This window comes from Micromonospora sp. NPDC005163 (assembly GCF_053599835.1).
On record NZ_JBSFYP010000009.1, the window covers coordinates 1 to 21,813 of the forward strand.

14 protein-coding genes and 3 pseudogenes are annotated in these 21,813 nt (G+C 70.0%); 9 read left to right on the forward strand and 8 right to left on the reverse strand.

The genetic code is table 11. The features are described from left to right. Positions 1-11 precede the first annotated feature (11 nt). Positions 12-248, forward strand: coding sequence for a transposase family protein (locus tag ACWD6N_RS09155; protein WP_357552512.1), 237 nt, complete (start codon positions 12-14; stop codon positions 246-248). 37 nt (positions 249-285) lie between these two features. On the opposite strand, the gene ACWD6N_RS09160 is transcribed toward ACWD6N_RS09155, so the two are convergent. Together ACWD6N_RS09160 and ACWD6N_RS09165 are read right to left on the reverse strand one after the other, a co-directional pair. Next, positions 286-1,509 carry a hypothetical protein gene (locus tag ACWD6N_RS09160; RefSeq protein ID WP_450004651.1) on the reverse strand — a complete coding sequence of 408 codons (1,224 nt, stop codon included), beginning with the start codon at positions 1,507-1,509 and terminating at the stop codon, positions 286-288. A 28-nt stretch (positions 1,510-1,537) separates the two neighbouring features. Further along, entirely contained in the window at positions 1,538-2,674 is a 1,137-nt protein-coding gene (locus tag ACWD6N_RS09165; RefSeq protein WP_354965920.1) for a glycosyltransferase family 4 protein, read from the reverse strand. Positions 2,675-3,729: 1,055 nt separating this feature from the next. On the opposite strand from ACWD6N_RS09165, the gene ACWD6N_RS09170 reads away from it, so the two are divergent. Next, the gene (locus ACWD6N_RS09170; protein ID WP_354965921.1) at positions 3,730-5,076 is read left to right on the forward strand and encodes a UDP-glucose dehydrogenase family protein; all 1,347 of its coding nucleotides are present in this window, start codon (positions 3,730-3,732) and stop codon (positions 5,074-5,076) included. A gap of 353 nt (positions 5,077-5,429) precedes the next feature. Continuing rightward, on the forward strand, positions 5,430-7,328 hold the full coding sequence (locus ACWD6N_RS09175) for a polysaccharide biosynthesis protein (protein WP_354965922.1): 1,899 nt from the start codon (positions 5,430-5,432) through the stop codon (positions 7,326-7,328). A 31-nt stretch (positions 7,329-7,359) separates the two neighbouring features. Here the strand turns inward: ACWD6N_RS09175 and ACWD6N_RS09180 are convergent, their stop codons facing one another. After that, entirely contained in the window at positions 7,360-7,737 is a 378-nt protein-coding gene (locus tag ACWD6N_RS09180; RefSeq protein ID WP_354965923.1) for a glycerophosphodiester phosphodiesterase family protein, read from the reverse strand. Positions 7,738-7,746: 9 nt separating this feature from the next. Between ACWD6N_RS09180 and ACWD6N_RS09185 the strand changes: the two are divergent. After that, positions 7,747-7,935 (forward strand): annotated as a pseudogene (locus ACWD6N_RS09185) (NAD(+)/NADH kinase); the annotation flags it as partial. A 23-nt stretch (positions 7,936-7,958) separates the two neighbouring features. On the opposite strand, the pseudogene ACWD6N_RS09190 reads toward ACWD6N_RS09185, so the two are convergent. Then, positions 7,959-8,105: pseudogene (locus tag ACWD6N_RS09190) on the reverse strand (hypothetical protein); the annotation flags it as partial. A gap of 220 nt (positions 8,106-8,325) precedes the next feature. Between ACWD6N_RS09190 and ACWD6N_RS09195 the strand changes: the two are divergent. Both ACWD6N_RS09195 and ACWD6N_RS09200 read left to right on the forward strand, forming a co-directional pair. Continuing rightward, positions 8,326-11,428, forward strand: a pseudogene (locus ACWD6N_RS09195) (M14 family zinc carboxypeptidase). A gap of 91 nt (positions 11,429-11,519) precedes the next feature. Next, the gene (locus ACWD6N_RS09200; protein WP_354965924.1) at positions 11,520-12,437 is read left to right on the forward strand and encodes an NAD(+)/NADH kinase; all 918 of its coding nucleotides are present in this window, start codon (positions 11,520-11,522) and stop codon (positions 12,435-12,437) included. Positions 12,438-12,548: 111 nt separating this feature from the next. Here the strand turns inward: ACWD6N_RS09200 and pgm are convergent, their stop codons facing one another. Next, positions 12,549-14,192 (reverse strand): phosphoglucomutase (alpha-D-glucose-1,6-bisphosphate-dependent), encoded by a 1,644-nt coding sequence (gene pgm, locus ACWD6N_RS09205; RefSeq protein WP_354965925.1) that lies wholly within the window; start codon positions 14,190-14,192, stop codon positions 12,549-12,551. A gap of 47 nt (positions 14,193-14,239) precedes the next feature. Then, entirely contained in the window at positions 14,240-15,472 is a 1,233-nt protein-coding gene (gene glgC / locus ACWD6N_RS09210; RefSeq protein WP_354965926.1) for a glucose-1-phosphate adenylyltransferase, read from the reverse strand. A gap of 70 nt (positions 15,473-15,542) precedes the next feature. Here glgC and glgA point away from each other — a divergent pair, with 70 nt between their 5' ends. Further along, positions 15,543-16,754, forward strand: coding sequence for a glycogen synthase (gene glgA / locus ACWD6N_RS09215; RefSeq protein ID WP_387327217.1), 1,212 nt, complete (start codon positions 15,543-15,545; stop codon positions 16,752-16,754). Positions 16,755-16,816: 62 nt separating this feature from the next. Here the strand turns inward: glgA and ACWD6N_RS09220 are convergent, their stop codons facing one another. Together ACWD6N_RS09220 and ACWD6N_RS09225 are read right to left on the reverse strand one after the other, a co-directional pair. Beyond that, complete coding sequence (locus tag ACWD6N_RS09220) at positions 16,817-17,272, reverse strand: type II toxin-antitoxin system VapC family toxin (protein ID WP_354965928.1); 456 nt, start codon at positions 17,270-17,272, stop codon at positions 16,817-16,819. Then, on the reverse strand, positions 17,262-17,501 hold the full coding sequence (locus ACWD6N_RS09225; RefSeq protein ID WP_328425678.1) for an AbrB/MazE/SpoVT family DNA-binding domain-containing protein: 240 nt from the start codon (positions 17,499-17,501) through the stop codon (positions 17,262-17,264). The genes ACWD6N_RS09220 and ACWD6N_RS09225 overlap by 11 nt, the downstream gene beginning before the upstream one ends. Positions 17,502-17,646: 145 nt before the next feature. Between ACWD6N_RS09225 and ACWD6N_RS09230 the strand changes: the two genes are divergently transcribed. Together ACWD6N_RS09230 and glgB are read left to right on the forward strand one after the other, a co-directional pair. Next, positions 17,647-19,722, forward strand: coding sequence for an alpha-1,4-glucan--maltose-1-phosphate maltosyltransferase (locus ACWD6N_RS09230; protein WP_354965929.1), 2,076 nt, complete (start codon positions 17,647-17,649; stop codon positions 19,720-19,722). Next, a complete protein-coding gene (gene glgB, locus ACWD6N_RS09235) occupies positions 19,710-21,812 on the forward strand; it encodes a 1,4-alpha-glucan branching protein GlgB (RefSeq protein ID WP_387327213.1) in 2,103 nt (700 codons plus the stop codon). The genes ACWD6N_RS09230 and glgB overlap by 13 nt, the downstream gene beginning before the upstream one ends. Position 21,813 lies beyond the last annotated feature (1 nt).

Consider the following 21,813-nt stretch of genomic DNA (forward strand, 5'->3'; position numbering starts at 1 on the left):
CTGGCCACGGCATCCACGCTCCGTACAAGCAGCCCGCCGACGGCCGCCGGCTCGCCGTCGACAACCGGACCTACAACGCCGTCCTTCGATCCATGCGGTGCCTCGGAGAACGCGGCTTCGCGATCCTCGTCGGCCGCTGGAGGACCCTGCGTCACAGCACAGCCAGCCCACGGCAGGTCGGCGACATCGTCCGCGCCGCTCTCCACCTCACCCATTTCGAATACCGATACCTACCGGATTCTTGTTGAGATCACGTCACTGGCATCTCGGATCCGGTCGGCGATGTCAGACGCGAAGTGCCAGGTGCGGATCGAGTGCGGGTGCTGGATGCCGCCCTGTGTTCTTCTCGCGTTTGGACAGCATGATCGCCAAGAACACGGGGGATGCCGATACGGTGTGCTGGAGCAGCCCGATCACCGTGTCGGGGTAGGTACTTACCCAGACCAGGGGACCGGCGATGACCAGGCATAATAGACAGAGCCGGACGGGTCCCGGTCCTCGTCCCACCGAAAGCAGGCTGGCGACCACAAGTGCCCACAACCCATAGTAAATGACGACCCCGACCGGTCCGTCGAGGAAATACACGGTCCCCAGCGTGAGGAAGTTGAATGAGGACGTGGCGCTGCCACCGAGATGTTGATTGATCTTCGCTCCGGTGGAGATGAGTGGCCGCTCCCGGTCCACGATCCTCGGCACGAGGCCGTACCGGGGAAAGTCTGCAATTCGTGGCTGACCGACGTCAACGGGAACCTCAAAGCCGCTGGCCCGGGTGAGCTGGGTATCGAACCGCAGCCGGTCGATGGCGGAGTTGTCGGAGACAGCGATGCCGTTCGCGACCCGGATCTCGTTCCGAGCGTTGAAGATCGTCGGCCAAACGAGGAAGAGCACCGCCACGGCCACGACGACGTAGCGAAACCTGATGGCACCAAGTATCAACCCCGCGGCAAAGACGAACGTCAGGTAGCCGATGAGCGGCGCTGATATCGCGGTGAGGAACACCAGGCAGACCTGCACTCCGATGAGCGCCAGCGTCCAGCGGTAGAAGGCTCCGCGACGGGCGCGTCCGGTCAGGAAACTGGATAGGAGCAGCGCGAACGCGACGTACTTCCAGCCCGCCACGAGCGCGCTGGCGCTGGCCACGGGGGACGCCGCGACCGTGCCGGACACCTGAGTGAAGATGGTGCCCCGCCCAGCCATCGTCCCGGCGACATCGGCGATCATGCTGCCGATCGCGACCAGCCGGGCGATCAGAAAGATTTTCGGATGGTCCGTCCGGGTGGAGATTGTTTCCTGACGCCAGGTCTTCCGGCGCCAGATCAGCAGCGCCGCGGTCTCCACCAGTGTCGCACCCGCCATCGCCAGCGCCAGCAGCCCCAGGATGAACCCGGTCCCGGGGTTGTGGTTGATCACTGCCATCGGAACGATCAGAACGGCATAGGGCGCCAGGAGCAGCGTGGTGACTGGATAGCACTGCAGAAGCGCGAGCGGCAGTGACTGGGACTTGGTCACCGTGGCCGTCGTGGCCGGTTCCGTCATCTCAGTCCTGCCGTCCGTGCCCGGCCGGAAGCGGCGTGGTTGACGACGGCCCGAGCAGCCCGTCGTAGACGGCGATGAACCGATCGATGGCGGCCCGGGAGGAGAACTGCGCCACGCACCGGCTCCGGCCGTTGATGCCCAACTCCCGCCCCTGCCCGGCCAGCACGGCCAGGACCCGCTCAGCGAACAGATCCGGCACGTCGTCGAGCTTGGCCAGCGGCACGAGCCAGCCGGTGACCCCGTCGACGATCGTCTCCCGGGCACCGTGGGTGTCGGTCGATACCACCGGGAGGCCGCACGCCATCGCCTCCAACACCGATATGCCCAGGCCCTCCTCATGGGACGTCTGGAGAAAGACCGAGGCGGTCCGGTACAACTCGACCAGTTCGGTGAGGGCGACGTCGGAACGGACGGTGACCCGGGACTCCAGCCCGAGTTGCCGCACCAGGGCGTGGATGATCGGCGCCGGAGTGCCCCGGCCGGCGAGCACCAGGGGTGGGACAGCGGCGTCCGCCGCCACCATGCGCGCGTAGGCGCGGATCATCAGGTCGAGGCCCTTGCGTGGCTCGCCCAACCGGCACACAGACAGCAGGTGGCCGTCGCCGCGCCAGCCGGACGGCGCCGGCGAGAACCTGTCGGTGTCCACCCCCGGCGGTGCCTTGACCACGTGCCGCTGCCCAAGTGACATCACGTAATCCAGCATCGCGGCGTTCTCGACGAGCACGGCGTCGGCAGCACGCAACGCCACTCGCTCGATCCGGGTGGTGACGCTGGTCATGAGCTGACGCCAGCGGCGCACCGGCATGGGCCAGGCGGCCAGGCGGGATGCGCGCTCCCAAACGACTGGACTCGCCACTTGCATCGCGACCGGAACTCCGGCGGGCAACGCGGCGGCCGCCAAGGCCGGTGAGCCGGAGACCACCTGGACCAGGTCGTAGCCGCGCAGCGCGGAGGTCAGCTCACGTCGGGGCCGGTAGCGCATGGCCTCCACCTCGACGGCGTTCGCGCCCCAGTGGCGCACCGCGGGGTCCTCGACGTCCAGCCTCAACAGGCTCGACCGCGTCCAGGACGTCGGGGCCAGCAGGCGGCGACTCGACGGATCACGGCTGGAGGTCGCCAGGTCGTGGATGTCGACCACGTACGCAGCGGTCGCCGCGAGGTTGGCGGCTAGCCACCGGGCGACGGCGGGTACCCCGCCCCCAGTACGGAAACCAGATGTGACGAGGGCCACACGTCGCCGCTGCGGCGCCGTCCCCCGTCCCTGCGACGCCCCCAGTGTGCTGTCCAGAATCACGTAACTACCACTCTCTCGACAGACGCCCCATCGCGGTGGCGACGGGGCGAAGTTCGGCCGCCAGCGACATCGGCGGCCGGGAGTCGCGCAGGACCCGCGGCGTCTACGGACGTGAAGGCAGCCGGGCCGGGCTCCCCCCCACGGCTGCACCTCGGTCAACGACCGAATCAGCACTGGGACACGCGGCCGCCCTGCCCGTAGGAAATTTGAAATCGGCGCGCAAGAGCCGCAACGCATCGGAGTCCGGGGTCCCACGCGATGCCGCGGCGAAGACGTGCAGCCGATTGCGTTCCGGCGGCCGGCGGGTCCGCTCGCACCGCGGGAGCCACCGTCACGGCCGGTCTCCATGGTGGACTTTCAACCGAAAAACGTGAAACAAGCGTCTCATCCTGATCGCGGTGGCTAAGTATGTATTGCCCACGTTCGGCCAGGCCCCCGCGGTTCGGAAGACCCAACGTGGCGCACCGCCGGGTGAACGTAGCCACGAGAGAGCTCACAGGGAGCGCAGATGCAGCTGACCGACTTCCAGTTCCGCCGCCTCGAACGGGTGCTGCTCGATGCGGTTGACGGCGACCGGCGACCGGCGCGCAGAGCGGTGCGGAACAGGATCGCGGCCCGCTGAGCGTCGTAGCCGACAGCGGCCGACTCATCGAAGGCCCTGCGCTAGGACCTCTGCCCAGGACGGACATGCAGCGCTGTCGCTACCGGATCAGCCGAAGCGCACCTCATTGGAGCCTCAGATATCACCCACCACAGCCGTACGCCCCAGCACATCACTGGGGCGCGGACCCAACAACGCCTGCCACGGAGGCCTGACCGTGACCAACCAGCGCCCCACGCCGCTGGCCGACCCCGATAGGGCGGCAGTCACCCCGCCGTCGGGTGCCCCGCGTCCCCGGTTGGCCTTCCTCGGCACCGGATACCTCGGCACGACGTACGCGATCTGCTTCGCTGAGATGGGCTACGAGGTGCTCGGCTTTGACGTCGACATCGACAAGATCGCCAGACTGACCGATGGCGAGGTGCCGTTCCATGAGCCCGGCCTGGACGAACTACTCAAACGCAACCTTGCCGCCGGGCGGCTAAGGTTCTGCACCAACCTGGCACAGACCGCCGAGTTCGGCGACGTGCACTTCATCTGCGTGGGCACCCCACAACGCGTTGACGGCGTGGGCGCCGACCTGTCCTATATCGAAGCCGTGGTCAGCGGCCTGGCACGGCACCTGACCCGCAAGGCGCTCATCGTCGGAAAATCCACCGTGCCGGTCGGCACCGCCGAATGGGTCGAACAACTCGTCGGGAAACACGCCCCCGCCGAACTGGGCGTCGAGGTGGCCTGGAGCCCTGAGTTCCTCCAGGAAGGCTGCGCCGTCGAAGACGTCCTGCGACCCAATCGCATAGTCGCCGGCGTCAACAGCGAGTGGGCCAGCAGCATGCTCTACGCCGCCCACAAGGGCGTGCTCGACCTGGCCGCCACCGAAGACCGCGAACTCCCCGTCGTGGTCACCGACTTCGCCACCGCAGAGCTGGTCAAAGTCGCCGCCAACGCCTTCCTCGCCACCAAAGTCTCGTTCATCAACGCCATGGCCGAGGTCTGCGAAGTCGCCGGCGGCGACGTCACCCAACTCGCCCGCGCCATCGGCTACGACCCCCGCATCGGCAACCGTTTCCTGCAAGCTGGCGTCGGCTTCGGCGGAGGCTGCCTCCCCAAGGACATCCGTGCCTTCCAAGCCCGCGCCCAGGAACTCGGCGCTGGCGAAGCCCTCCGCTTCCTCCACGAAGTCGACCTGATCAACCAACGCCGACGCACCCGCGTCCTGCAACTCGCCGCCGACCTGCTCGCCTGCCGCTGCGGCCCCGCTGGCCCCGATCTGTCCGGTACCCGCATCGCCGTACTCGGCGCCACATTCAAACCCAACTCCGACGACGTGCGCGACGCCCCCTCCCTGGCCGTCGCCGCCCTGCTGGCCAAAGCCGGCGCATACGTGCACGTCTACGACCCCCAAGGCATGCACAACGCCCGCCGCGCACAACCCGACCTCACCTACGCACCCACCATGACCGACGCCGTCCGCGACGCCGACCTCGTCTGCGTCCTAACCGAATGGGCCGACTTCCGCAACGCCGACCCCCACGCCCTCGGCACACTCGTCACCAACCGCCGCATCATCGACGGCCGCAACTGCCTCGACCCGGCACTATGGATCGAGGCCGGCTGGGAGTACCGCGGCATGGGCCGACCCTGACCCCCCGGACCGGGGCCGGTTGGGTGATCTCGTAATGAGCAGCATCCGGCTCGGGCTGATGTTCCGCGCCAGCCGGGAGTCGCCGAGGTGGTCCGAACCATCCTCGACCGGGCCATGCCTCGCGGCGCGGAACTCTACGCCGCGCACGCGACCGGGAGTTGGGCGCTGACCGGGTACCGCATCCCCGTGCCCCGGGCTACGGCCTCTGCGCGGCATGCGGCGTAAAACGGATCTAAAGAGCTAACGACTGCGAATACATCACAACTAGCCCTGAAAGCGGGCTAAATAGTTCTTACCTGACGAAGAGGCCTAGTACCCGCCAGGTGTAGCAAACCAGCACCAGGGAGCCATCGATGCAGCCCAGCGCAGCCGCGCCGACCCACACCCACGCAACCGACCGGCGGAAGGAGGTCCAGCGCCGCACCGCGGCACTGCTCGCCAGCGATACCGCGGCCTGGATCGGCGGATTCACCGTAGCAGCCTGGACCAGATACGAATTCGACCTCACCACCGGCCAGATCACCCGGACCCTCGGCGCCGGGCTGATCGCCGCCGCGCTGCATTCCACCATGGCCTTGCTCCGGCGCCGGTACTGGGGGCGACACCCGATCGGCAGCCTGCACGAGGTCCGAGCGTTGGCCGGCACGGCCGCCTGCACTGCGGCGATCATGCTGCTGGCCGCCGTTCTCTCCGTGACGGAGCGGCCGGTACCTGCCAGCACCCCGCCGATGGGCGCCGCGGTGGCCCTGCTCATCATGCTGTCCATCCGGACGGCGTACCGTCGTCGCCGCGACCGCGCCCTGCGGCCGAGTAGCCGTTCCGCGACTCCGGTAGTGCTCTTCGGGTTGGGCTCGGCCGGGCAAGCCCTGCTGCGCGCGATGGTGAGCGACCCCCGCGGCCGGTACCTGCCGGTCGGGTTGCTGGACGACGACCCGGAGAAGCAACAGATGCGCATCGACGGCGTACCGATGCTCGGCGGGCGCCGGGACATCGCCACCGCGGTCGCCCGGACCGGGGCGGCCACCCTCATCTTCTCGGTGGCCAACGCCGACGCCGGACTGATCTGCGAGGTCCGTACCGCCACCCTGGCGGCCGGGGCCGCCTTCAAGGTTCTTCCCCCCGTACGCGAACTGGTCGATCACCGGATCAGCGTGGCCGACGTACGCGACGTGGACATCAACGACCTGCTCGGCCGCCGGCACGTCGTTGCAGACATCAAGTGCGCCGACACGGGACTCGCCGGCCGCCGGATCCTGGTGACCGGCGCCGGCGGCTCGATCGGATCGGAGCTCTGCCGGCAGATCGCCCGCGCAAACCCCAGCGAGCTGTTGATGCTCGACCGCGACGAGTCCGCACTGCACAGCCTGCAACTGTCGCTGTCCGGCCGGGCGCTCCTGGATACGTCCGAGCTGATCCTCGCCGACGTGCGTGACGCCGAAAGGCTCGCTCGCATCATGACGGAACGCCGCCCGGACATCGTCTTCCACACCGCCGCGCTCAAGCATCTGCCTCTGCTGCAACAACACCCCGGTGAGGCCGTGCAGACCAACGTGTGGGGCACCCTCGCGGTCCTCGAGGCGTGTCGTGGGGTGGCGAAGTTCGTCAACATCTCCACCGACAAGGCGGCGAACCCGATCAGCGTGCTCGGGCACTCAAAGCGGATCACGGAACGGCTCACCGCGTACGCAGCGGCCAACTTCCCCGGGACCTTCCTCAGCGTCCGCTTCGGCAACGTGCTGGGCAGCCGCGGGTCCGTGGTCACCGCGTTCCGGGCGCAGATCGAGGCCGGGCTGCCGATCACGGTCACCCACCCCGAGGTGACCCGCTACTTGATGACGATCCAGGAGGCGGTGCACCTGGTGCTCCAGGCCGCCGCGATCGGCCGGGACGGCGAGGCGCTCGTACTCGACATGGGCAAGCCCGTTCGCATCGACGATGTCGCCCGGCAACTCGCGGCCCAGGCCCCCGGCCCCTCCAAGATCGTCTACACCGGGCTGCGGCCCGGGGAGAAACTCCACGAGGAGCTCTTCGGCGCCGGCGAGGCCGACGTCCGGCCGCTGCATCCACTGATCTCGCACGTCACCGTGCCCGCGCTCGACCCCATCGAAGTCAATTCCCTCGACCCCGCCGAAGAACCGGAGAAGCTGATCACACGGTTCGCCGCGCTCTGTGACCAGCCGGGCCAGCTACTTTCGGCCCCGCTGGTGCCCAAGAGCCGGTCGGCCGACACCCCCGCCCCGCCGCCGCCGTGAGCGGCGGCGCCGCGGCCGGGTGGGATTGCCGTCAACGCAGACCGTTGCGGATCACGACGCTGACCAGCAGATCCGGGTTGTCGGTGCTGATCCCGTCGGCGCCGAGGTCGACCACCCGCTGCATGATCGCCGGGTCGTCCACCGTGTACGGCACGACCTTGAGCCGGTCCCGCCGCTGCGGCACAGACACGTCCGGCCCGTGGTAGTAGGCGGGACTCTCCTCTTCCCGCTGCTCGTCGCGGAGATCTGCCTCGCCCCGTACTGAGTGGCCGCCCGGGCGCTGCTCGGCGGCGGATGGAGCCGGACCGCCGCGATCATCGGCGCAGCCAGCGCCGTAGGCGCCGCGGAACTCTACGGATTCGCCATTCCCGATCTGGGGGATGACGGGCGCCGCGCTGGCGTCCCTCACCCTGTACGCGCGGTGCAGGTGCGCTACCGCCGGGACGCCGGCCTGGTGGTCCGCCTGGACCCGCGCCGCTACCAGGAGCGCAACCAGCTCAAGCTGAGCCTGCTGGATCTCCCGCTGCTCCCCGAACAACTGCGCGAGATGCTTCCCGAGAACCTGCTCCGGCAGCTCAACCGCCGGGAACTCCCCCCGCCGCGCTGACCGGGCCGCCGGACGGCGGCGGCTCAGGCCTGCTTGAGCACCTCGGAGACGAGGTCCTTCGCCTCCTGCTGGATCCGGGCCAGGCGCTCCGGGCCCTGGAACGACTCGGCGTAGATCTTGTAGACGTCCTCGGTGCCCGACGGTCGGGCGGCGAACCAGCCGGACTCCGTCTTTTGTCCGAATATGCCGGTCCGACCGTAGCCGCTTCCGACACAGGGGCTCGCCCGATCGCCGAACATCCTCCGATCGGAGTACGCCGAACCGTCCACCCGGCCATCACCGGGGCAGCCGGATCGGCACGGTAAGCCGCCTCGCCCCGATCGACCTATTGACATCGATCACGCCGGCTCGAAGGCTCGCGCCTACAGGTCCTTCACCCAAGGAGGCGCGATGAGACCGAGACGACTGGCGTTCGCCAGCGTGGTCACCCTGCTCGGCGCACTGGCACTGACCCCACCGGCCAGCGCGGCCGCCGTCCGATCCGGGCGCCCGCGACGGCCTGGAGGTGTACGTCGGCACGGTCGACGCGAAACAGCGGGATCAACTGCGCGCGGCGGGGGTCGACCTCGGCCACGACGCGAAGACGGACTCGACCGGCCGCACGACGGTCGAGACGGTGCTCAGCCGTCGGCAGGCGAAGCGACTGGCCGGCCAGGGCGTCCCCCTTTCGATCAAGAAGGTGCGCGGCAAGGACGCCTCCCAGGCGCTGCGGGAGCAGGCGGCGGCCGGCTGGTCAGCGTTCCGCTCCTACAGCGAGCCCGGCGGCCTCCGCGACGAGATCATCGCCACCGCCGCGCGCCACCCGGGGCTGGCCAAGGTCGAGACGATCGGCCGGACCCAACAGGGTAAGCCGATCCTCGCGGTCAAGGTCACCAAGAACGCCCGGACGGTGCCGGACGGCCGCCGTCCGGCGGTGCTCTACGGCAGCGCCCAGCACGCCCGGGAGTGGATCACGCCGGAGATGACCCGCCGGCTGATGCACCACGTGCTGGACAACTACGGCAGCGATCCGGCGATCACCCGGCTGCTGGACCGGACCGAGCTGTGGTTCCTGCCGGTGGCCAACCCGGACGGCTACGACTACACCTTCACCCCCGGCAACCGGCTGTGGCGCAAGAACCTGCGCGACAACGACCGGGACGGGCAGATCACCACCGCCGACGGGGTCGACCTCAACCGCAACTTCAGCTACAAGTGGGGGTACGACAACGAGGGCTCGTCACCCGAGCCGAACAGCGACACCTACCGTGGCCCGGCGCCCAACTCGGAGCCGGAGACCAAGGCACTGGACCGGCTCTTCCAGCGGGTCGGCTTCGAGTTCTTCGTCAACTACCACTCCGCGGCCCAACTGCTGCTCTACGGCGTGGGCTGGCAGGTAAGCACCCCCACGCCGGACGACGTGATCTACCAGGCGATGGCCGGTGACGACGCCCACCCGGCGGTGCCCGGCTACGACCCGGACATCTCCGCCGAGCTGTACACCACCAACGGCGACACCGACAGCCACGCCTCGGTGCGCTACGGGACGCTGGGCTTCACGCCGGAGATGTCGACCTGTGAGTCCGCCTCGGCGGTCGACCCGGACGACGAGTGGCGCCCGGAGGACTGCGTCAGCGACTTCATCTTCCCGGACGACGAGGGCCTGATCGCCGGTGAGGTGGCCAAGAACCTGCCGTTCGCGCTGGCAGTGGCGAGCTCGGCGGGCAACCCGGACGACCCGGTGTCGGTGGTCGGCCGCAGCACACCGGACTTCGTGGTGGACACCTTCGACACGTCGTACGGGCGCAGCCAGCAGGTCGCCTCGATCACGCGGCGAGCGCTGAAGGACGTCCGGATGCACTACGTGGTCAACGGGGGCCGGCCGAAGACCAGCAAGGTTCGTGAGTGGCGCGGCGGCGAGCGGTACGGCGACGTCGGCGACGACTACTACGCCGAGCTGCGCGGCACGGTCACCGGCACAAAGCCGGGTGACCGGGTTGAGGTGTGGTTCACCGGGGTGAAGCCCCGCGGAGGCCCGGTGGCCAGTGAACGCTTCACCTACCGGGTGCACGGCGACATCGGCGGCGACGTGCTGGTCCTCGCGGTGGAGGACGTGACCGGGCTCAGCCCGGCGCAGACCGGCGGCACTGCGAAGTACGCCGACGAGATCGCCGCGTCGCTGACCCGGGCCGGCCACAGCAGCGATGTCTACGACTTCGACGCGATGGGGCGCAAGGCGCCGCACCCGCTGGGCGTGCTGTCGCACTACCGGACGGTCGTGTGGGAGACCGGGGACGACGTGATCCTGCGCTCCCCCGGCCAGGTCGCCGGCACCACGGCCCGGGCCGCACTGGACACCGAGCTGGCCGTCCGGGACTACCTCAACGAGGGCGGGAAGTTGCTGGTCAGCGGCAAGTACGCACTGTTCGCGCAGGGCGCCAACGGCTCGTACGTGTACCACCCGGACGCGCCGGCGGAGTGCACCGACGCCGAGGACGCCACCTGCCTGCCGCTGCTGAACGACTTCCAGCAGTACTGGCTGGGCGCCTTCACCTACGTGAGCGACGGCGGCACCTCGCCGGAGGGCGAGCCGTACCCGGTCGCCGGTGACGGCCCCGGGTTCACCGGGTTCAGCGGGCAGCTCAACGCCCCCGGGTCGGCGGGGAACCAGGACCACACCGCGTCGTTCCTGACCACCTCGACGTTCCTGCCGCCGGATCAGTTCCCCCAGTTCGCCAGCTCCGCGCCGGTGGGCTGGACCCGCCCGGGCAGCGCACCGTTCGACCCGCGCACCGGGGAGTGGTACTTGTACAGCGGCCAGGCGGACGAGTCGTACAAGCGGCTCACCCGCACCGTGGACCTGACCGGGGCGAGCAGCGGCGAGCTGCGCTTCTTCACCTCGTACGACCTGGAGGAGAACTGGGACTTCCTCTTCGTCGAGGCGCACGAGGTGGGCACCGACACCTGGACCACCCTGCCGGACGCCAACGGCAAGACGGGCACGGTCACCGGGGACAGCTGCGCCAGCGGCTGGGACGAGCTGCACCCGTTCATCACGCACTACCAGGGGGCGGATTGCTCGCCGACCGGGAGCACCGGCAGCTGGAACGCGGCGACCGGTGCCTCGGGCGGCTGGAAGGAGTTCGTGGTCGACCTGTCCGGCTACGCCGGCAAACAGGTCGAGCTGTCGATCTCGTACGCCTCGGACTGGGGCACCCAGGGTCTCGGAGTCTTCCTGGACGACGCCCCAGTTCTGGTCGACGGGTCCGCCGTGGCGGAGACCTCGTTCGAGTCGGCCGACCTGGGCGACTGGACGGTGGCCGGCCCACCGGCCGGCTCCGGTGGTAACGCCAACGACTGGTCGCGCAGCCAGCAGGCGTTCGAGGAGGGCTCGGCGGTGGTCACCGCGGACACCGTGTACCTGGGCTTCGGGCTGGAGGGCCTGGCGCCGGCAGCCCGCGACGACCTGGTCGCCCGCTCGCTGACCCACCTGACCGGCCGGCCCCGCCGCTGACGGCGGCGAGGTGCGCCGGCGGTCCCCGGACCGCCGGCGCACCTTCGGGGTACGCCGGGCGTATCCGACGCCGATGTGATGAGCTGTACGGATGTCGGGGCTGGGTCTGGTGCTGCACCCCACCCGGGATGTCTCCGAGGTGGTCGAGATCATCGAACGGTGGGCGTCGCGCCACCACAAGTCGCTGATGGTGCGCGAGGAAGACCAGCACCGTGTGCCGGCCAGCGTCGAGCCGGTGCCGGCGGACGCGGTGGCCGTCCGCGCCGACGCGTTGATCAGCATCGGTGGTGACGGCACCATGCTGGGAGCGCTGCGTTCCGCCATCCTCGACCCGAAACCGGTGCTCGGCGTGCACCTGGGCAAGCTCGGCTTTCTGGTCGAGGTCGAACCGCCGGAGCTGCCCGAGGCGTTGAGCCGGTTGCTGTCGAAGGACTTCACCGTCGAGTCGCACGCCTGCCTGGCCTGCGACGTGTGCGGCGACGACGTCGTGGCGTTCAACGACATCGCCCTGGTCCGTCAGCCCGGCTCCGGCTTCATCACCGCCACCCTCGGGATCGACGGCCAGCAGTACGGCTACTACCGCTGCGACGCCGTGGTGGTCAGCACGCCGATCGGCTCCACGGCATACAGCTACGCCGCCGGCGGACCGCTGATCTCCCCGGCGGCGGACGTGGTGGTGGTGACGCCGTCGGCGCCGATGGCCGGCATCTCCCGATCGGTGGTGCTCTCTCCAGGGGAGAAGATCCGACTGGAGCTGGAACCCAACTCGGCGGCGGTCGCCGTGGAGATGGACGGGTTGGTGTTCCGGGACGCGGCGACCGAGGGGACCATCGACATCAGTTACCGCCGCAACGCCGGCCTGGTGGTCCGCCTCGACCCGCTGCGCTACCAGGAACGCAACCAGTTGAAGATGAGCCTGCTCGACCTGCCGTTCCTGCCCGAGCAGCTCCGCGAGCTGCTGCCCGAGGAGCTCCAGCATCACCAGCAGGATCGCCCCCCACCCTGCTGACCGACCCCGCCCACCCAGTTGACCATGAAGTTATTGCCGCCCGGCACGGCGTGTCGCGGCGATAACTTCATGATCAACGCGGAGGGGGTGGGGGGGTGGGCCTGGGTGGGGTCAGGACTGGTTGAGCACCCCGTCTACCAGGTTTTTGGCCTCCTGCTGAATGCGCGCCAGGTGCTCCGGCCCCTGGAACGACTCGGCGTAGATCTTGTAGACGTCCTCGGTGCCGGACGGCCGGGCGGCGAACCAGCCGGACTGCGTGCTGACCTTGAGCCCGCCGATCGGCGCACCGTTGCCGGGCGCGCTGGTCAGCGTCGCGGTGATCGGCTCGCCGGCCAGTTCGGTGGCGGTTACCTGCTCCGGGGAGAGCTTGCCCAGCACGGCCTTCTGCTCCCGGGTGGCCGGGGCGTCGATCCGGGCGTACGAGGGCGCGCCGAACCGCTCGGCCAGCTCCGCCCAGTGCTCGCTCGGGCTGCGCCCGGTGCTGCCCAGGATCTCGGCGGCGAGCAGGCAGAGCAGGATGCCGTCCTTGTCGGTGGTCCAGGTGGAGCCGTCGCGGCGCAGGAACGACGCGCCCGCGCTCTCCTCCCCGCCGAAGCCGACCGCACCGTCCAGCAGCCCGGGCACGAACCACTTGAAGCCGACCGGCACCTCCAACAGCGGCCGACCGAGGTCGGCGGCGACCCGGTCGATCATCGACGAGGAGACCAGGGTCTTGCCCACCGCGGCGGCCGGACCCCAGTCGGGTCGGGTGCGGAACAGGTGGTTGATCGCCACCGCCAGGTAGTGGTTGGGGTTCATCAGGCCGGCGTCCGGGGTGACGATGCCGTGCCGGTCGGCGTCAGCGTCGTTGCCGGTGGAGATCTGGTAGTTGGCGCGGGCGGCGATCAGCGACGCCATGGCGTTCGGCGAGGAGCAGTCCATTCGGATCTTGCCGTCTCCGTCCAGGGTCATGAACCGCCAGGTCGGGTCGACCGTCGGGTTGATCACGGTCAGGTCCAGCCGGTGCCGCTCGGCGATCTCACCCCAGTACGCCACGCTCGCCCCGCCCAGCGGATCCGCGCCGATCCGCACCCCGGCGTCGCGGATGGCGTCGACGTCGATCGCCGTCGGCAGGTCGTCGACGTAGCTGGCGAGGAAGTCGTACTCCCCGGTGGTGTCAGCGGCCCGGGCCCGGGCGTAGGTGATCCGGCGGACCTCCTTGAGCCCGGCGGCCAGGATCGCGTTGGCCCGGTCCTGGATCCACCGGGTGACGTCGGTGTCGGCCGGCCCGCCGTTGGTGGGGTTGTACTTGAAGCCGCCGTCGTCGGGCGGGTTGTGCGACGGGGTGATGACGATGCCGTCGGCGAGCCCGCTGGTGCGCCCCCGGTTGTGGGTGAGGATCGCGTGCGACAGCGCCGGGGTGGGGGTGTAGCCGTCGCGGCTGTCCACCAGCACGGTGACCCCGTTGGCGGCGAGCACCTCCAGGGCGTCCACCGCGGCCGGCGCGGAGAGCGCGTGCGTGTCCCGGGCGAGGAAGAGCGGGCCGTCCGGGCCGTGCTCCCGTCGGTAGTCGCAGAGCGCCTGGGTGACCGCCAGGATGTGGTCGGAGTTGAACGCGTTGCGCAGGCTGGAACCCCGGTGGCCGGAGGTGCCGAAGGAGACCTGCTGCGCCGGGTCCGCCGGGTCCGGGTGCTCGGCGTAGTAGGCGGTCACCAGGCGCGGCACGTCGACCAGGTCGGCGGCCTCGGCGGGCTGGCCGGCACGGGGATGGGGCACGGGGGTCTACCTCCTCGGTACTGCGACGGACGACGGGCCGGCAGGGATCACAGCTCGACCTTCTGGCCCTTGCCGATCACCACGATGCCGTTGTCGGAGACGGTGTAGCGCTGCCGGTCCTTCTCCAGGTCGACGCCGATCTCGGCGCCCTCCGGGACGAACACGTTCTTGTCCAGGATGGCTCGTCGGATCACCGCGTGCCGGCCGATCTCGACACCCTCCATCAGCACCGAGCCCTCGACGTGCGTCCAGGAGTGCACCCGCACCTTCGGCGAGACGATCGAGTTTTCCACCAGCGAGCCGGAGATCACCACGCCCGGGGAGACCATCGAGCCGACCGCGCGGCCGACCCGCTCGCCCCACTGGTGCACGAACTTCGCCGGCGGCCACGGCGGCTGCTCCGTGTAGATCGGCCAGTCGAAGTTGTACATGTTGAACACCGGGTGCACGTTGATCAGATCCATGTGCGCGTCGTAGAACGAGTCGAGCGTCCCGACGTCCCGCCAGTAACCGCGGTCCCGGTCGGTGGTGCCCGGCACCTCGTTGTCCCGGAAGTCGTAGACGTTGGCCTCGCCCCGCTCGACGAGCATCGGGATGATGCTGCCGCCCATGTCGTGCTTGCTGGTCTTGTCCTCCGCGTCGCGCTCGACCGCCTCACAGAGCGCCCGGGTGGTGAAGACGTAGTTGCCCATCGACGCGTAGATCTCGTCCGGTGCGTCCGCCAGGCCGACCGCGTCGGTGGGCTTCTCGCGGAACGCCCGGATGCGCCGACCGTCCTCGCCGACCTCGATGACGCCGAACTGGTCGGCCATCGACAGCGGCTGGCGGATGCCGGCGACGGTCACCGCGGCGCCGGAGGCGATGTGGTCCTCCACCATCTGCCGCGGGTCCATCCGGTAGATGTGGTCGGCGCCGAAGACGATCACGTAGTCAGGCTGCTCGTCGTTGATCAGGTTGAAGCTCTGGTAGATGGCGTCGGCGGAGCCGGCGAACCACCAGGGGCCGCGACGCTGCTGCGCGGGTACCGGGGTGACGTAGTTGCCGAGCAGCGTGGACATCCGCCAGGTCTTGGTGATGTGCCGGTCGAGGGAGTGAGACTTGTACTGGGTCAGCACGACGATCTTGAGATAGCCGGCGTTGGCCAGGTTGGAGAGGACGAAGTCGACCATGCGGTACATCCCGCCGAACGGGACGGCCGGCTTGGCCCGGTCCGTGGTGAGCGGCATCAGGCGCTTGCCCTCCCCACCCGCCAGGACGATCGCGAGCACCTTGGCAGCCATGCCCCGACGCTATCCACCCGCGTCGCACTTCACCACTCGTACGGGGAGTCTTCTGCACTAGGGTGCGCACATGACCGACTCCTCCCCGGCCACCGGCTCCCTGCGCGTCGATCTACTGACCCGTGAGTACCCGCCGGAGGTCTACGGCGGCGCCGGCGTGCACGTCGAGTACCTGGCCCGGGAGTTGCGCCGCCTCGCCGACGTGCGGGTGCACTGCTTCGGTCTGCAGCGCACCGAGCCGGCGGTCACCGCGTACGCCGAACCGCCCGGCCTCACCGGCGCGAACGCCGCGCTGCGCACCATGGGCGTGGACCTGGAGATGGCCGCCGGCGCGGCCGGCACCGACGTGGTGCACAGCCACACCTGGTACGCCAACCTGGCCGGACACACCGCGAAGCTGCTGCACGGGGTGCCGCACGTGATGACCGCGCACAGCCTGGAGCCGCTGCGGCCGTGGAAGGCCGAGCAGCTCGGCGGCGGCTACGCGCTCTCCTCCTGGTGCGAGCGCACGGCGGTGGAGGCCGCCGACGCGGTGATCGCGGTCAGCGGTGGGATGCGCCGCGACGTGCTGGCCGCCTACCCGCAGGTCGACCCGGACCGGGTCCGGGTGGTCTACAACGGCATTGACACCATCCAGTACGCCCCGGACCGGGGCACCGACGTGCTGGAGCGGCTCGGCATCGACCCGGCCCGACCCAGCGTGGTGTACGTCGGAAGGATCACCCGCCAGAAGGGGCTGCCCTACCTGCTGCGGGCCGCCCGGGAGCTGCCGGCGGACACCCAGCTCGTGCTGCTCGCCGGCGCTCCGGACACTGCGGAGATCGCCGCCGAGGTGGAGGAGCTGGCCGCCGAGCTGCGGGCCAACCGCTCCGGGGTGGTCTGGGTGGCCGAGATGCTGCCCAAGCCCGAGGTGATCCAGGTGCTCACCCACGCCACCGTCTTCGTCTGCCCGTCGGTGTACGAGCCGATGGGCATCGTCAACCTGGAGGCGATGGCCTGCGAGACTGCGGTGGTGGCGACCGCCACCGGTGGCATCCCCGAGGTGGTGGCTGACGGTGAGACGGGCCTGCTGGTGCCGATCGAGCAGGCCGCCGACGGGTCCGGCCGGCCGCTGGCCCCGGAGAAGTTCGTCGCCGACCTGGCGGCGGCGGTCAACACGCTGCTGGCCGACCCGGCCCGCACCGCGCGATTCGGCAAGGCCGGCCGGCAGCGCGCAGTGAAGCACTTCTCCTGGGACGCCGTCGCCCGGCAGACGCTCGACGTGTACCGCTCGGTGAGGTAAGCAGTTTCCTCGAAAGTGCGCGGATCTTGACAGCGGGCGGCTGGACGACGACTGAGCAGCAGTCAGTCGGTCGGCGTGATCAGCGTCAGGGTCGGGAAGTACGTGCGGTATCGCGCCCCATCACGGGTCAGGAGGTTGTACCGGCACACCGCCGCATGCGCACCGATGTAGAAGTCGGCGACAGGCGATCGCTTCATGCCGCCTAACTTGCGGTACCGCGCGTAGGCCTTACCGGCAAGGAAGCCCGCCGGGTACGGAAGCTCCTCGCGAAGGAAGTCCCCCGCGGGCAACGCCTCGTCCAGCTCTTCGATACCGGCGAAACGGACTGACACCTCGGCGTACACGATCGGATTGATCACCAGGTTGCCGGCGTCACGAGCCTCGGCGAGGGCAACTCCCGACCACTCCGCCCACTTCGGGTCATCGGTCAGGATGTCCAGCAGCACATTGGTGTCGACCAGGGTCGTCGCCGCATCCGGCGAACGCGACGGCAGGGCGCGGAGCCGGTCACTCGCCACGCAGCAACTCCATCAACTCCTCGGTGGACATGTGCTCGGTCTCCTTGGCGCTACCCCGGCCTCGCATGTGGCGCACGAGGCGCTGCCCCCGGGTGTCGGCGCCGTGGACCCGCACGATGCGGAGAGCGCCGCCCTCCTCAACCACATCCACCTCATCGCCCTCGTGCAGGTTGTACTGGGCCCGCAAGGCCGCCGGGATGGTGACCTGGCCCTTGCTATTCAACCTCATACCCGACCTCCTGTCACGTGTCACATATGATACGCGATACTTGCAGTCGGGCATCACCCATGACGCCTGCCCCTCGGTCACGCATAGCTCGCCAACGTCAGTTGCTTGCCGCGCGCGAGAGGATCTCGCACAGTAGGTTGGCGGGGTGACTGGACGGTTCCCGATCGAAGACGTCTCCCCCGCCGTCGCCTGCGGTCGCTACCCGGCCAAGGCAGTGGTCGACGAACCGATCCCGGTGTCGGCCCGCGCCTACCGGGAGGGCCACGACGCCCTCGGCTGCAACGTGGTATGGCTCGGCCCGGACGGTGCGGCGCGGCCGTTCACCCGGATGCGCCCCGGCGAGCCGGGTCAGGACCGCTGGCACGCCACCATCCGCCCGGACACGGTCGGCGCCTGGGTCTTCACCGTCGAGGCGTTCCAGGATCCGTACCTGACCTGGCAGAACGCGGTGACCAAGAAGATGGCCGCCGGGCAGGGGCCGGCCGAGCTGGCCAACGACCTGGCCGAGGGCGCCCGGGTGCTCACCGCCGCCCGCGAGCTGGTGCCGGCCGCCGAGCGGGCCCGGGTCGCCACGGCTCTCACGGCGCTGGTCGACACCGACCTGCCGCTGCCGCAGCGGGTCGACCCTGCGCTGGCCCTGGCCGACCTGCTCTGGGAGCATCCGGTACGGGAGCTGGTCACCGAGGGTGACACGTACTCCCTCTGGGTGGACCGGCAGCGTGCGCTCTTCTCCGCCTGGTACGAGTTCTTCCCGCGCTCGGAGGGAGCGGTGGGGGCGCGCTCTGGCACCTTCGCCACCGCCACGGAGCGGCTGCCGGGCGTCGCGGCGATGGGCTTCGACGTGCTCTACCTGCCGCCGATCCACCCGAACGGCCGGGTCAACCGCAAGGGCCCCAACAACGCGCTCACCGCCGGGCCGGACGACGTGGGCTCGCCGTGGGCGATCGGCGCCGCCGAGGGCGGCCACGACGCCATCCACCCCGACCTGGGTACGCCGGCAGACTTCCGGGCCTTCATCGAGGCCGCGGCGGCCCAGGGCCTGGAGGTGGCGATGGACCTGGCGTTGCAGTGCGCGCCGGACCACCCGTGGGTCAGCGAGCACCCGGAGTGGTTCACCACCCGGGCCGACGGCAGCATCGCGTACGCGGAGAACCCGCCGAAGAAGTACCAGGACATCTACCCGGTGAACTTCGACAACGATCCGGAGGGCATCCGGGCCGAGGTGCTGCGGGTGGTGCTGCACTGGGTCGGCGAGGGTGTCCGGATCTTCCGGGTGGACAACCCGCACACCAAGCCCTTCGACTTCTGGCACTGGCTCATTGCCGAGGTGAAGAAGGTCGACCCGGACGTGCTGTTCCTGGCCGAGGCGTTCACCCGGCCGGCCATCATGCACGGCCTCGGCAAGATCGGCTTCACCCAGTCGTACACCTACTTCACCTGGCGCACGACGGCGGCGGAGATGCGGGAGTACTGCGAGGAACTGCTCGCGGCGGCCGACTACATGCGACCCAACTTCTGGCCCAACACCCCGGACATCCTGCACGAGTCGTTGCAGCACGGCGGCCCGCCGATGTTCAAGATCCGGGCGGTGCTGGCCGCGCTGCTCTCCCCCTCCTGGGGCATGTACGCCGGCTTCGAGCTGTTCGAGCACGTGGCCCGCCGCGGCGCCGAGGAATACCTGGACAACGAGAAGTACGAGCTGCGCCCCCGGGACTGGGCCGGCGCCGAGGCGCAGGGCCGCTCGCTGGCCCCGTTCATCGCCACCCTCAACCGGGTACGCCGGGACAACCGGGCCCTGCACCAGCTGCGCAACCTGCGCTTCCACGAGATCGACAACCCGGCGCTGCTCTGCTGGTCCAAACACGAACCGGAGACCGGCGACACTGTCATCGTGATCTGCTCGTTCGACCCGCGTGCCGTGCAGTGGGGCAACACCACGCTGGACATGCCGTCGCTCGGGTTCGACTGGCACGAGCGGTTCACCGTGCACGACGAGCTCACCGGCACCAGCTACGACTGGGGTCAGCGCAACGCGGTGCGGCTCGACCCGTACCTGCAACCGGCACACGTGCTGACCGTGCGCCGCCCCACCCCGCCCGGCGCACCGGCGCCCGTCGCCACGGTCCCGGCCACGCTCACGGTCGCGGACGTCCCCGCCGACCTCTCCAGCGGCACCGCGCCGACCGCTCCCGCCTCGAAGGACGCCCGATGGACCAGCTGATCACCGGCGTGACGCACGACCCGCACGCGCTGCTCGGCGCGCACCCCGCCGACGGGCGGACCACCATCCGCACGCTGCGCCGGGGCGCGGGCGACGCCGCCGTCCTGGTCGGCGGTGACCGGCACCCGATGAAGCGGGTGCACGACGCGGGCGTGTTCGAGGCGGTGCTGCCCGGCGAGGTCCTCGACTACCGGGTGGAGGTCGACGGGGCGACCCACGACGATCCGTACCGATACCGGCCGACTCTCGGCGAGCTGGACCTGCACCTGATCGGTGAGGGCCGGCACGAGCGGCTGTGGGAGGCGCTCGGCGCCCGGGTCTTCGACGAGGGGGTGGCGTTCACCGTCTGGGCGCCCAACGCCCACGGCGTGCGGGTGGTCGGCGACTTCACCGGCTGGTCGCCGGACGACGGCTGGCCGATGCGCTCGCTCGGCTCCAGCGGGGTGTGGGAGCTGTTCGTCCCCAACGCCCGGGTCGGGGCCCGCTACAAGTACCGGGTCCTCGGCGCCGACGGGCAGTGGCGGGACAAGGCCGACCCCCTCGCGGCGTACGCCGAGGTGCCGCCCGCCACCGCCTCGGTGGTGCACCACTCGACGTACCGGTGGTCCGACGCCGACTGGCTGGCCCGGCGGGCCGAGCGGCAGCCGCACCAGGAGCCGATGAGCGTCTACGAGGTGCACCTCGGCTCGTGGCGGCCCGGGCTGGGCTACCGCGAGCTGGCCGAGCAGCTCACCGCGTACGTCACCGAGCTGGGCTTCACCCACGTGGAGTTCCTGCCGGTGATGGAGCACCCGTTCGGCGGTTCCTGGGGCTACCAGGTGACCGGTTACTACGCACCGACCTCCCGGTTCGGCGACCCGGACGAGTTCCGGCACCTCGTCGACCAGTTGCACGCCGCCGGCGTCGGCGTGATCCTGGACTGGGTGCCCGCGCACTTCCCCAAGGACGAGTGGGCCCTCGCGCGTTTCGACGGCACCCCGCTCTACGAGCACCCCGACCCGCGGCGCGGCGAGCACCCCGACTGGGGCACGTACGTCTTCGACTTCGGCCGCCGCGAGGTCCGCAACTTCCTGGTCGCCAACGCGCTCTACTGGTGCGACCAGTTCCATGTCGACGGGCTCCGGGTGGACGCCGTCGCCTCGATGCTCTACCTGGACTACTCCCGCAAGGACGGCGAGTGGGCCCCCAACCAGTACGGCGGCCGGGAGAACCTGGAGGCCATCGCGTTCATGCAGGAGGTGAACGCGACCGTCTACAAGCACCACGCCGGGGTGGTGCTGATCGCCGAGGAGTCCACCGCCTGGCCGGGCGTCACCCGCGCCACCGCCGAGGGCGGGCTGGGTTTCGGGTTCAAGTGGAACATGGGCTGGATGCACGACACCCTGCTCTACACCTCGAAGGACCCGATCTACCGCCAGCACCACCACCACCAGCTCACCTTCTCCCTGGCGTACGCCTGGAGCGAGAACTACGTCCTGCCGATCAGCCACGACGAGGTGGTGCACGGCAAGGGCTCACTCGCCGGCAAGATGCCCGGCGACACCTGGCAACGGCTGGCCAACGTCCGGGCGCTGCTGGCGTACATGTGGGCGCACCCGGGCAAGCAGCTGCTCTTCATGGGCTCGGAACTGGCCGACGACCGGGAGTGGAGCGAGGAGCGCGGCCTCGACTGGTACCTGCTGCACGACCCGGCCCGGGCCGGCGTGCAGCGCCTGGTCGGCGACCTCAACCGGATCTACCGGGACACCCCGGCGCTCTGGGCGCAGGACACCGAGCCGGCCGGCTTCCGTTGGATCGCCGGCGACGACGTCGCCAACAACACCGTGTCGTTCATCCGGATCGCCCCGGACGGCTCGACGCTGGTCTGCGTGGCGAACTTCTCCGCCCAGCCACTGCACGACTACCGGATCGGCCTGCCGGCCGGCGGCGCCTGGGCCGAGGTGCTCAACACCGACGCGCAGCACTACGGCGGCTCCGGGGTGGGCAACCTGGGCGAGGTGCACGCCGAGGACGTGCCCTGGCACGGCATGGTGGCCTCCGCCGCCCTCCAGATCCCCCCGCTCGGCGTCGTCTGGCTCCGCCAGGGCTAGC